This is a genomic window from Bacillus sp. GW823-FHT06B01 (assembly GCF_058952315.1).
This window is the reverse complement of the sequence record NZ_JBXAHR010000001.1, coordinates 1,200,784-1,212,868: the sequence shown is the minus strand read 5'-3', so window position 1 is coordinate 1,212,868 and position 12,085 is coordinate 1,200,784. Positions and strand designations below refer to the sequence as shown.

The 12,085-nt window shown below is 33.6% G+C and carries 14 protein-coding genes and 1 pseudogene; 11 read left to right on the top strand and 4 right to left on the bottom strand.

Annotated features, from left to right (window positions below; genetic code table 11):
* Positions 1 to 13: 13 nt before the first annotated feature.
* Positions 14 to 322, bottom strand: a complete 309-nt coding sequence (locus tag AC1Q8N_RS06360) for an ArsR/SmtB family transcription factor (protein WP_001259913.1) — start codon at positions 320 to 322, stop codon at positions 14 to 16.
* A 109-nt stretch (positions 323 to 431) separates the two neighbouring features.
* Between AC1Q8N_RS06360 and AC1Q8N_RS06355 the strand changes: the two genes are divergently transcribed.
* The 4 genes and pseudogenes from AC1Q8N_RS06355 (at position 432) to AC1Q8N_RS06340 (ending at position 3,506) form a co-directional block, all read left to right on the top strand.
* Positions 432 to 1,367, top strand: coding sequence for an aldo/keto reductase (locus tag AC1Q8N_RS06355; protein WP_098079485.1), 936 nt, complete (start codon positions 432 to 434; stop codon positions 1,365 to 1,367).
* A gap of 201 nt (positions 1,368 to 1,568) precedes the next feature.
* Complete coding sequence (locus tag AC1Q8N_RS06350; protein WP_098079487.1) at positions 1,569 to 2,744, top strand: MFS transporter; 1,176 nt, start codon at positions 1,569 to 1,571, stop codon at positions 2,742 to 2,744.
* Positions 2,745 to 2,792: 48 nt separating this feature from the next.
* Positions 2,793 to 3,000, top strand: a pseudogene (locus tag AC1Q8N_RS06345) (hypothetical protein).
* Positions 3,001 to 3,143: 143 nt separating this feature from the next.
* On the top strand, positions 3,144 to 3,506 hold the full coding sequence (locus AC1Q8N_RS06340; RefSeq protein WP_001198797.1) for a DUF805 domain-containing protein: 363 nt from the start codon (positions 3,144 to 3,146) through the stop codon (positions 3,504 to 3,506).
* 164 nt (positions 3,507 to 3,670) lie between these two features.
* On the opposite strand, the gene AC1Q8N_RS06335 is transcribed toward AC1Q8N_RS06340, so the two are convergent.
* Positions 3,671 to 3,895: a hypothetical protein gene (locus AC1Q8N_RS06335; RefSeq protein ID WP_048543166.1), complete on the bottom strand. Its 225-nt coding sequence runs from the start codon at positions 3,893 to 3,895 to the stop codon at positions 3,671 to 3,673.
* An 84-nt stretch (positions 3,896 to 3,979) separates the two neighbouring features.
* On the bottom strand, positions 3,980 to 4,327 hold the full coding sequence (locus AC1Q8N_RS06330) for a DUF4257 domain-containing protein (RefSeq protein WP_000426320.1): 348 nt from the start codon (positions 4,325 to 4,327) through the stop codon (positions 3,980 to 3,982).
* Between the two features lie 195 nt (positions 4,328 to 4,522).
* Between AC1Q8N_RS06330 and AC1Q8N_RS06325 the strand changes: the two genes are divergently transcribed.
* From AC1Q8N_RS06325 to AC1Q8N_RS06305, 5 genes are all read left to right on the top strand, one after another.
* Positions 4,523 to 5,050, top strand: coding sequence for a DinB family protein (locus AC1Q8N_RS06325; RefSeq protein WP_048543587.1), 528 nt, complete (start codon positions 4,523 to 4,525; stop codon positions 5,048 to 5,050).
* Between the two features lie 179 nt (positions 5,051 to 5,229).
* Positions 5,230 to 6,279: a ribosome small subunit-dependent GTPase A gene (rsgA, locus tag AC1Q8N_RS06320; RefSeq protein WP_098049210.1), complete on the top strand. Its 1,050-nt coding sequence runs from the start codon at positions 5,230 to 5,232 to the stop codon at positions 6,277 to 6,279.
* A gap of 206 nt (positions 6,280 to 6,485) precedes the next feature.
* Positions 6,486 to 8,468 carry a HAMP domain-containing methyl-accepting chemotaxis protein gene (locus AC1Q8N_RS06315; protein ID WP_048543162.1) on the top strand — a complete coding sequence of 661 codons (1,983 nt, stop codon included), beginning with the start codon at positions 6,486 to 6,488 and terminating at the stop codon, positions 8,466 to 8,468.
* 195 nt (positions 8,469 to 8,663) lie between these two features.
* Positions 8,664 to 8,969, top strand: a complete 306-nt coding sequence (locus AC1Q8N_RS06310) for a hypothetical protein (RefSeq protein WP_000539573.1) — start codon at positions 8,664 to 8,666, stop codon at positions 8,967 to 8,969.
* 296 nt (positions 8,970 to 9,265) lie between these two features.
* The gene (locus AC1Q8N_RS06305) at positions 9,266 to 9,634 is read left to right on the top strand and encodes a DUF3979 family protein (RefSeq protein ID WP_493521128.1); all 369 of its coding nucleotides are present in this window, start codon (positions 9,266 to 9,268) and stop codon (positions 9,632 to 9,634) included.
* 36 nt (positions 9,635 to 9,670) lie between these two features.
* Here the strand turns inward: AC1Q8N_RS06305 and AC1Q8N_RS06300 are convergent, their stop codons facing one another.
* Positions 9,671 to 10,711, bottom strand: a complete 1,041-nt coding sequence (locus tag AC1Q8N_RS06300) for a YkvI family membrane protein (RefSeq protein ID WP_048543161.1) — start codon at positions 10,709 to 10,711, stop codon at positions 9,671 to 9,673.
* A gap of 241 nt (positions 10,712 to 10,952) precedes the next feature.
* Between AC1Q8N_RS06300 and AC1Q8N_RS06295 the strand changes: the two genes are divergently transcribed.
* Both AC1Q8N_RS06295 and AC1Q8N_RS06290 read left to right on the top strand, forming a co-directional pair.
* Positions 10,953 to 11,396, top strand: a complete 444-nt coding sequence (locus AC1Q8N_RS06295; protein WP_000105195.1) for a Dps family protein — start codon at positions 10,953 to 10,955, stop codon at positions 11,394 to 11,396.
* Positions 11,397 to 11,508: 112 nt separating this feature from the next.
* Positions 11,509 to 11,964: a DUF3939 domain-containing protein gene (locus tag AC1Q8N_RS06290; protein WP_048543159.1), complete on the top strand. Its 456-nt coding sequence runs from the start codon at positions 11,509 to 11,511 to the stop codon at positions 11,962 to 11,964.
* Positions 11,965 to 12,085: the final 121 nt, after the last annotated feature.

Sequence of the window (12,085 nt, the reverse complement as noted above, 5' to 3'; positions counted from 1 at the left end):
TATGAGATGTTTTTTAGTATGGTTCTGTTGCATGTAATACGACGTCTAATAAACCGGGGAATCTAGCATGCAAGTCATCTTCACGAATTGAAATGAAACGCTGTGTTCCTTCAAGGCGTGTATACATAACACCGGATTCACGTAAAACCTTGAAATGGTGAGATAAAGTTGATTTCGCAATGGGAATGTTTAACGCACCACAAGATTGTTCATGTTTTTCTAGTAGCATTGTTACAATTTGTAAACGAATTTGATCGCTAAGTGCGTATAAGACTGAAGAGAATTGAATTTCTTCACGGTTTGGATGATAAAGAGTACGCATTTTTTTCACCTACTTGTATCAGTTAATATAGTTTGCACTATAACATATAAAGTGGTATATTTCTATCGTTCGAATATATTCGAACAATAGAAATATAGGGGGAGAAAAAATGAAGTATACAAAATTACAAAAGGCAGGACTACATATTTCAAAGTTGGGGTTAGGAACAAACGCTGTAGGGGGGCATAATTTATATGCTGATGTGAATGAGGAAGAAGGAAAACGATTAATAGAAGAAGCTATCCAGCAAGGGATTACATTTTTTGATACAGCAGATTCATACGGTTTCGGTAGATCAGAGGAATTGGTAGGAGAAGTATTGAAAAGAAAACGCCAAGAAGTTGTACTTGCTACAAAAGGTGGCATACAACCATTATTAAATGGAGAGGTTTATATTAATAATGAACGAAGCTATTTAAGAAATGCTGTGGAAAATAGCTTAAGAAGATTACAAACTGATTATATTGATTTATATTATTTACATTTTACAAATCCAGAAATAAGTTACATAGATTCAATTGGTGAGCTTGCTCGTCTAAAAGAAGAAGGGAGAATTCGTTCAATAGGAATATCAAACATTAACGTAGAGCAATTAAAAGAAGCGAATCAGCATGGACAGATAGATGTTGTACAATCACCGTATAATATGTTGGATCGTACTGCTGGAGAAGAACTTTTGCCGTATTGTATAGAATCAGGTATTTCATTTATACCATACGGGCCTCTTGCTTTTGGGATACTAGGTGGAAAATATACAGAAGATTTTAAATTAAACGAAGGCGATTGGCGTCAAAGTGTAAATCTATTTGAAGAAAATACATATAAGAGTAACTTTAAAAAAGTTGAGAAGTTAAAAGGTTTAGCTAAAGAAATGAATCTTGAAGTATCACATTTAGCTTTAGCATGGCTATTAAATAAAAAAGGAATTGATACTGTTATTCCTGGTGGGAAACGAGCGGAGCAAATAAGAGAAAGTGTAAGAGCTGTGGAAGTTTCATTGAATGAGAAGGTGATGAAAGAGATTGAAGCTATTTTAGAAGCTTAATTGAGAAGAGGGGTGTTCCCTCTTTTTATCCCGCATTAACGTGCAGTAAGGCCCCCACCTCAAAATTTAGCGGGAGCAAAGAAGTTAGGTGGGGAATCAACTGCCCGTAAAAGCCCGATTGGTGAGGGCTGATAATCAGTGGGCGATGAACAAAACCCCCACTGATTAAAGTTTCACTTTATATAAAAGGAGAAGGTTTAGATGAAAAGAGTACTAGCTGTATTCTTTACAACCATGTTTATGATCGGTACGGATACTTTCTTAATTTCACCACTTTTACCGATATTACAACAGGTGTATCATGTTTCAACTGAGCTGTCAGGGTGGATGGTGAGCTCATATGCTTTAGGATACGCTGGATTTGCGCTTATTGCTGGTCCTATATCAGATGGCTTAAACAGAAAAAAAGTAATGGTAATAGGAATGAGTTTTTTTGCGTTAAGTACGTTTTTATGTGGAATGGCACCGAGTTTTCTATGGATGCTAGCATTTAGATTTTTAGCAGGTGTAAGTGCAGCTTTTGTATCTCCACAAGTGTGGGCATCTATTCCGCTCCTTATAGAGAAGGAGGGAATTGTAAAGGCAATTGGAATTGCAACAGCAGGGTTAGCAATCTCTCAAATTTTAGGGTTGCCAGTTGGATCGTATTTGGCAATGATACACTATACAACACCATTCTTCATCATTGGTATATTATCAGCACTACTTGTAATTCTTATCTATGTAGTATTACCAGAAATAAAACCGGTTCATATAGGTGGAAGTAAAACAAACATCTTAAAGCGCTATAAACAATTACTTACAGATTCAAAGGTTTCAATTTCTTATTTTGCATATTTTGTTTTTCAAACTGGTAATTTTGCTGCATTTTCATTTTTGGGTGTATGGCTTTCCATTCAATTTGGCTTACAAGTTCATGAAGTAGGTACAGCTATGCTCGTATTAGGACTAGGAAATTTAACTGGTAATATTTTTGGCCCTAGAATCGTAAATAAAATTGGTTATAACCTTTCTTTCTATGGTGGAATTATATTTACAGCAGTGCTATATGTATTACTTCCTCATGTAAAGAACATCGTATTGATGGAGTTATTGTTCTTTGTTTTGTTTTTTGTGACAGGAATTTTGTTTGTATTAATGATGAGGCACTTACAAAACATATCTAGTGTAGCAAGAGGAACAGGAGCCGCGCTTGCTAATGCTTCTATGTATATTGGTCAAATGATTGGAGCTGCAATAGCAGGACTGCTATTTGCAGCATCTCACAATTTTATACTCATAGGTAGTTTTACTGCGTTACTATATATAGGAGCTTTATTTTTGTTTAGAAAAAGTGAAAAGCTTAATGAAGATAGTGAAACAGGAATTGCATCATAAAGTCTGTATAAATATTTTGCAAATCAGAATTAATAAGAGTGTGAATACATGAATGTGCTATTAATTACAGTGGTTACTAAAAGTATAGAAATAGTAGTAGAAATGTATTGTAACAAAGTTATGAGGAATTCAAAAATAAAAAATCCCTACAAAGATAGGGATTTATATATCGGCATATAGTTCCTTGGAAAAGGATATATGTAGTTTAACATATAGGACTACTTATATTTGTGAAATAGATGTGAAAGTAATGTGAAAAATGCTGAAAGAAAAAACTATTTAAATAGAGGATAATTTAGATTAGGATATGGATTTTACATAAATGCTGTGTTATATTTCTACTTATCTGTTAATAATTACATGTTTTAATTTTATTGGGGATAAAAGGGAGGGATTTAAATGCAATGGTATTTGAAAGCTCTAAAGAATTATGGGAATTTTAGTGGTAGAGCTACGCGAAAAGAGTACTGGACTTTTAGTTTATCGAATATCGTAATTTTTTGGTTACTGTTATTTTTATCATCATTTTCAGAGGTGTTAGTTGCTATTATTGCGTTGCTATTTATGTTAGTAATGATTATACCAAGTTTTTCGGTTGGTGCACGACGATTGCATGATATTGGGAAAACAGGATGGTGGCAACTATTAAATTTCGTACCGTTTGGTAGCGTTGTTTTACTTGTATTTTTTATCATTGAAAGTGAAGAAAATGACAATCAATACGGACCAAATCCGCATTCAGATTTAAAAGAAGCGATTTAATAAACCTATTATTAAAATGGTGTGCACGGGCTAATATTATTAAGTTGATCTCTAGGCCTATTTGACTTTTGAAACTGTAAAAATGGGAAGAATAAAGGCAGAGAGAATATAGCATGGCAAGAAGAAAAAATTCTAAATAAAAAGCACTGTTTTAGCTAATGTAACTAAAACAGTGCTTTTCTTTTTGATTGAACAGTTGCTGCATTTTCATCATGTATGCCTGCATCTTTAATAATTCGTTGTTTTGCTGTATTTAATAGATGGTTGACTGCTTCTCCAAAATAATTAGCTTCGCTTTTTGTGCGGGCTTCTCGTAAACATTTATAGTTTTCTAGCAGTTCCTCTTTTTCAGTGTTTGTTAAGAAATCTTCTATTTTCTTTTTTGTCATACGAAACACCCTTTCTTCTGACAAACGACGCAATAGAAAATATTTATTGTTTATTATAGCAATAATTTTTAAAAAAAGTATAGACTAACGTCGTAATAATTTGTCAATTTCTTGAATCTTCTCATCAGCTTTCCCAATTTGTGTATTTTTAGCCTGTTCACCACCAAGCGCTTGGTGCAGTAAGAAAGTCTGACCGGAAATGGCAGTCACAATGGATACTTTAATAATTTCTTTTATTAAGGTGACATCGAATAGAACGAGTCCAAGAAGTGCAGCTAGACTACCAGTAAAAATATCAGTCAAAAATCCAAAGTGAAAAAAAGTTTTCAAACGGCGTGGAAGCAATAACTTACCTTGGTTATTGATTAGATGGGAAACGAAGCCAGTAATGCCACCAACAAGAACTGCAGTTAGCCATTGATACATTTCCATCGAATCCACTCCTTTTAGTGAATAAGATTCGATTATTTTATATTGATTCCTTTTAATATTTCATAGAAGCATATTGAGAAAGTTTGTTTGGTTTTTTACTGTATTCAAATTAATTATAACAGAAAAATCTGATATATTTCAGTCTATTATATGAAGAGGTTATTCCTTAATATGAATGTAGAAAGGGTGTGTGATATGAATATAGATTATCGAATAAGAAGTGTGGATGGTTATACAAAAAATATAGGGGAATTAGTAAGCATGCTGGAGCATACGAGGTCTGTAACATTACAGGAAATACAAGATCTATCAGTTGAGCAATTAGATTTCATTATGCCGAGTGGAGGAAATTCCATCGGAGCGTTACTAAAGCATATAGCAGCTATAGAAAAAGCTCATCAACTTATTTCATTTCAAGATCGTGACTTTACAAAAGAAGAATTAAAAATATGGGAAGACGCACTGTATTTAGGGGAAGCGGGGAGAACAATCCGTGGTCATGACATACAGTATTATGAACAACTTCTACAAAGTGTTCGAGAAGAATCGTTGAAGTATTTGAGTGAACAAGATGATGAATGGCTTATGTCAGAAAGAAAGTGGCCTAACGATGTAGCGTATAACCAGCACTATCTGTGGTTTCATGTGCTAGAAGATGAGATTAATCACCGTGGACAAATTAGAATGATGAAAAATAAATTATTTGAAAATTACGTTAAATAAGGTAGCTTTTTAAATGAATATTCCATATAATGAGAGTAATTAAAATGAGAACGGGGTGATGTATTATGGCGAAAATAACTTATATTAATAAACCAAATACAAAGGTGGATGGAAAGGGCGAGACTGTATAAGTTAGCGCACGATCCTTCCGCTTAGCTTAAACTAGGGAGGATATCAATTTGAATCAAAATATTTTAGAATCGTTCGGCTGGGATTCTTTTTTTGAGGAACAAGCTGTAGAGAACTTTGAAGTAGGGCGTATTTTACTTGAGCATAAGCATATATATCGAATTATTTGTAATGATGGTGAATATATGGCAGAGCTGTCTGGAAAGTTTCGACATGAAGCGGTAACGAAGGGAGATTATCCAGCTGTAGGTGATTGGGTGTATATAAAGAAAATAGAGAATGAAAAGAAAGCAATTATTCATCGTATTTTTCCAAGAAGAAGTTCTTTTTCTAGACAAGAGGCTGGTACTCGAACGGAAGAACAAGTAATAGCAGCAAATGTAGATTATCTATTTTTAGTGAATGCACTTAACCATGATTTTAACGTAAGAAGAATGGAGCGCTATTTACTATTAGCGTATGAAAGTGGTGCGATGCCTGTTATTGTTTTAACAAAGAGTAGCTTATGTGAAGATGTGGAACAGAAAATTGTTGAAACGGAAGCTGTGGCAATTGGTGTTCCGATCTTCGTCGTTGATAGTTTAGAACATAATGGTATCGAATCGTTGCAGCAATTTGTTTCTTCAGGAAAAACAATTGCTCTAGTCGGATCATCTGGGGTTGGAAAATCCACTTTGTTAAATGCACTGATAGGTATTGAAGTAGCAAAAACGGGTGATATTCGTGAGGAAGATAGTAAAGGAAGACATACGACAACCCATCGTGAATTGTTCCGATTACCGAGTGGTAGTTTAGTTATTGATACTCCTGGTATGAGGGAGCTACAGCTTTGGGAAGGAAACGATGCAATTCAAACAACATTTTCTGATATTGAAGAACTAGCAAAAACGTGCCGTTTTAGGGATTGTAAACATGAAAATGAGCCAGGGTGCGCAGTGCATAATGCAATTGATAACGGAATTATTACGATAAATCGTTTGCAAAGCTATAAAAAATTACAAAGAGAACTGGCGTATTTTATGAGAAAACAAGATGCTATTCTTGCGAGAGCAGAGCGTGATAAGTGGAAAAAGATTTCTAAACAGCATAAAAAAATATGAAAAGCCAAAGGGTGGTTCCCTTTGGCTTTTTTTGCATTTGTAAATTTTATAATAATATTATTCAAATATATAGACAAAGGGAATTTAATTGTTTAAACTTTACAAAGTATTCATCGTAATAGATTATGAAAATAATAATTTAGGGATGGGAAATGTTTACAACTCGCTAGATTTAACTATTGAAATTGAAAAGCAGGAGGTTTGTAATGGGTAGACTATTAAATTTGTTTCGTGATATGAAAGTAGCAAAAAAACTACTAATTTCATTTTTTGTTATTTTAATTGCGGCTGTCTCTATTATCGGAGGCATGTCTTATCAAACAGCTAAAAAGAATTTTGAATCACAAATTACGAGCAGTGCTCACGACAATATAAAAATATTAGATAATTTAATCAATCAAATGATTGAGGCGAAATTTAATGATGTAAATAATTTTGCACGTGTGATTCAAGGTAATATGTATCAAGGGGATAATCAAGATGAATTAAGAAAAATGTTATCTCAATATATCAATTTAAATAAAGATGTTGAACAAGTTTATGTTGCCGGGAATGATAAGAAATTTGTACAAGAACCAAATATACAAATGGCAGCAGACTATGATCCAACAGAACGTTCTTGGTATAAAGATGCAGTGGCAAAACAAGGTGGTATTGTCGTTACTGAGCCGTATAAGGCGCAAGGAAATGGACATATTGTCGTAACGATTGCAAAACAAGCAGAAGATAAAAACGGTGTTGTAGCAATAGATTTAAGTTTAGATAATTTATTAAAAACAACAAAGTTAATCAATATCGGTAAAAAGGGATATGCTTTCATTTTAGATGGAAAACAAAAAATAATTGCACATCCTCAAGAAAAATCTGGGGAAAAAGCAGCTGATTCTTGGGCGAAGAAAATTTATGAGGATAACCATGGTGCTTTTTCATATATGTATGATGGCAGCGAAAAACAAATGGTATTTGCTACAAATGTAAAAACAGGTTGGAAAATCGGTGGAACGATGTACTCAAATGAAATAATTGAAGCTGCGCAGCCTGTATTTTATAATATGTTAATTGTTATGTTCATTTCATTAGTTATAGGCGGAGCACTTATTTATTTTGTGACACTTTCTATAACGAAGCCATTAAAAAGATTAGTTGCCACTTCTAAAGAAATAAGTGAGGGAGATTTAACGCAAACAATCGAGATTCATTCTAATGATGAAATTGGCCAACTTGCAAAAGGATTCAATGAGATGACAGATGCATTGCGAACGTTAATTGGAAGAATTAATACTTCGGCTGGACATGTTGCAGCAGCATCAGAAGAGCTAACGGCAAGTGTAAGACAAGCGAGTGAAGCAACTGAGCAAATTACAATGGCAATGGATGAAATATCGAGCGGGGCAACAACGCAAACAACGAGCGTAGAAAATGGTGCAATGTTATTATTTGATGTAACAGAAGGAATTCAGCATGTAGCAAAAAGTTCATCATCAATTAATACGGCTTCTGCTCATACTCGTGAAAAAGCAGAAGATGGTGGGAAACTAGTAGGAAAAACAGTAAATCAAATGCAGTCTATTGCAGAATCTGTTTCACAATCAGATGAAGTTATACAGTTGCTAAATAATAAATCAAAACAAATTGGTGACATACTAGAAGTCATTCAAAATATTGCAGATCAAACGAATCTTCTAGCTTTGAATGCGGCAATTGAAGCTGCAAGAGCAGGAGAGCACGGAAGAGGATTTGCAATCGTTGCAGATGAAGTACGTAAATTGGCGGAGAAGTCTAGTGTATCTTCTAGTGAAATTAGTAAATTAATATGTGAAATACAAGATGACATGAGTAAGACGGTAAAATCTATGGGGCATGTAAATGAAGAAGTTCAATCTGGACTTGTTATTGCGAATGAAACGAAGCAAAACTTTACTGAGATTTTACTATCTACAAATGAAATTGCAGATCAAATTAAAACGATGGTTGAAACGGCTAATGGGATGTCAAAAGGTGCAAATGAAGTGTCTATTTCAGTAGGTCAAATTGCAATGACAGCACAGAACAATGCGACGAGTACTCAAAACGTTGCAGCATCAGCAGAAGAACAACTAGCGTCCATTGAGGAGATTAGTTCGGCGGCTGGTACATTATCTCAAATGGCTGAAGAGTTACAAGGGTTAATTGAAAGATTTAAAGTTTAACAGAGGACAGACTATCTCCAAAATAGCAGTATGCTATTGGAGTAGTCTGTTTTTATTATGTAAAATGAAATGAGATTGAGAGTATCTTTATAATATTTAAAGGTATATTTTGTATGATATTTGTCGGAAAATAGAGGTATTTGTTTGCTTTGTGTATAATTATAATCGTATAAAATGCAAATAAAGGAGATTACTATGGGAGTTTATTGGGGTACCAAAAGACATTCTTGGCTTAGTTATGTCTCATTTTGGTTAAGTATTTCATTTTTTATTGTCTTTCTAATTGAAGTGTTTATTTTAAAAACACTTTCGAATAGTTCGGTGCAAATTGTTAAATATTTTTATTTTATACTTGTACCAGTAAACATCTTTCTTAGTTTAAAGTTACTCTTTAAGAAGAATGAAAAGAAAGCATTACCTATTTTTAGTTTCATTGTATCATTATTATTTACAATTTTAATACTAGTATTAGCGTTAGTAGCTACGGGGAAATTCTTTTAAGGGGAGTGATAAAAGTCACTCTTCTTTTTTGTTATTGTAAGGAAATACTAAGCGGAGGATGGACAAAGAGTGCATTTACTTATGTTTGATATGCTTGGAAAGCGTTAGAAGCATATTAAGAAATATAATGAGAGACAATTCATATAATAATGAAGAGAATCAGGTGTTTTACATGCAATTATGAAGCAAATGAATACGGTAAAAACGACGATATATGGTACAATACATATGGATAGTGATAGAGATAAAGGGTATATAAAATACTCATCGTTTTTTAGTAAGAGAGGGGTTATCTTATGCTATACGAGGATTTGATGACATTATTTCAAGCAGCTCCGAAAGAAGAAGGTAGAGGCGGCTGGAAATATATAATCCAGGAACGAAATGATAAATATGAAATTGTTGATGAACTGTTGAAAAATCAAACGAGTGTTGAATTGTATTTTAATGAATATGATGAGGTGAAAATCACTTTATATAAAGATGGAATGCCTATTTCTACTATGCAAAGAATTGCGATTTCAAAAGTTGAATTAGACGAAGAGGAAGAAGGAATTCAATTCGTTTTAGAACGTATGCCTAGTCGGATGATTCGGTTGCAATTAAAGCCATATTTAGCACTCGAAATGGGGCCGTACTGGGAAGTATGCGATGATTGTGAATGAACATAAAAGAAGCATCCAATAACATGGATGCTTCTTTTATGTTTTTTGAAGTTGTTTAAAAGCAATAATTGGCAGTAAAATGATGCTGACCCATCCAATTATAGGATATAGAATGTGGAGTAGTTCACTGTAACCAATGTAACTAAAGCAATAACTAATTAGTAAAATGAAGAAAATAATATTGTTACTTTTCCATCCGGTGATGGATTGCATTTGTTTTGTCATTCCGAACACATTACCAACTAAAGTTGTGAACACTTCACCGAAAATGATAAGAACAAAGAAAAAGTGAAAAGTTGCATTGAATTTTCTTATGACTTCAGCCATTGGGATATTATATTGATAAAATTGATCGACTGATAAAATAGCTAAATGGCTACATAATAAAATTAAAGAAAGTCCTGCACCGCCTAAAATACCACCCCATAAAATGGCCTTTCGATCCTTTACTTCACTGGCTAACGGAACGAGAACGCTTTGGGCGAGAGAAAGATTTAAGGCGACATATGTAATAGGACTAGTAATCCACTTCATATTCCAGCTTTCTGCAGGAATAGTGTCACTAATAGGAGTTGTACCGTGAAAAAAAGTTGTAATAGCAAGTCCGATAATAAAAATCATCATAATAGGTACGACAAGTGTATTAACTTCAAAAACCCCTTGTAATCCGCGACTACCTATAATGAGACAGGCGATCAATATAATGAAAATACCAAGTTGTCTTGGTAAACGAAGTTGCTCTTCAAATACCGCCCCAGCTCCTGATAACATAACGCTCGTTACACCAAATAATACGAGTAATAATAGTGTGTTTACAACATTGCCAACTACATCCCCAAATAAATATTTGTTAAATTCTTGTGCTGAAAATGCACCGATTTGTGATGAAAGTAACATCATCTTTGTGCCAAGCCAAATAAAAAAAAATCCACTTACACATATGCCAATTGTTCCATATAATCCGTTCACTGTAAAAAATTCAACGATTTCTCGTCCAGTAGCAAATCCAGCTCCAACGACTGTTCCAATATAAGTAGCAGCGACCTTCTTTGCTACTTGCCATTGTTGATTGTCCATGTTATCCCTCTTTCTACTACGATGAGCTTGATTTACTATTATGCATATGTATGAGCTTGGACAATTAGACGTATGAAGTGTTTGAAAACATACATGAATTAAAAGATATTAGGGAAGTATTAAAGGTGTTAAAACTTTGTTACATATGAGCCAATCGTTCGAAAGGATAGGAAATGTATGGTAACATGTAACTATGTTATTAAAAGATAAACATTATGAAATGATAAGAGGAGTGGATTGTATGAGTACGAAAACAAATGTTGTTGAAGTATTAAACAAGCAGGTAGCAAACTGGAATGTGTTATATGTGAAACTACATAATTATCACTGGTATGTGACAGGACCACACTTCTTTACGTTACATGAGAAATTTGAAGAGTTTTACAATGAAGCTGGAACAAATATTGATGAATTAGCAGAACGTATTTTAGCGTTGGAAGGTAAACCGCTAGCGACAATGAAAGAATATCTTGCAACATCTAGTGTGAGTGAAGGGACAAGCAAGGAATCTGCAGAAGAAATGGTGCAAACATTAGTGAATGATTACTCTGCACTTATTCAAGAATTAAAAGAAGGTATGGAAGTTGCTGGCGAAGCTGGCGATGAAACATCAGCAGACATGTTGTTAGCGATTCATACAACATTAGAACAACATGTATGGATGCTAAGTGCGTTCTTAAAATAAATATAAGTATATTAAGAAAAAAGTCGTTGAAAAATTCTTTCAATGGCTTTTTTTGTAATTTTTCAGTTTTCTTTTATGCTATAATATAGTAAAAAGGAGGCGATGCGATGTGATGTTTCGCTTTTTCAGAACTGGAAAAGAAGAGCGTGAAATTACGAAAGATGAATTAGAACAAGCGATGGCTAAGTTTCTAGAAAAGAATGCTAATATCGTTTATACAGTATTAGTAAATGATGATTATACAGTAAATTATGATTTGTTAAAGCCGTATTTACTTGCATTTCCAACAAATAGTTTTCTTATTACGAAGGAAACGCTTGAGGTATTTGAACATACAGAAGAAAATCTAAACCTAGTTAAAGAAATTGATATCGTACAAAAAGCAGTAGATCAATACGTAACAGAAAAAGAAATGTTTCCAATTGTTGAAGGTAGTGAAGATCGCCTTATATGCGGGATGAAATTAGGGCCGTATTTAAATCGTATATTAAAAAGAGACTTATATATTTCAGAAAAACACTATTTAGTTTCAAGTAAACCAGACAGAAAAAAACAAAAGAGTGGGTAGATGTATTGAAAACAACAATAAATATATTGTTGTCTTTTTTTGTTTAGTAAAATATTGATTTTTCAGTTTATTAAATTTTATACTAAACTTATTGGACGAAGAGAAGTAATGATTAAGTATT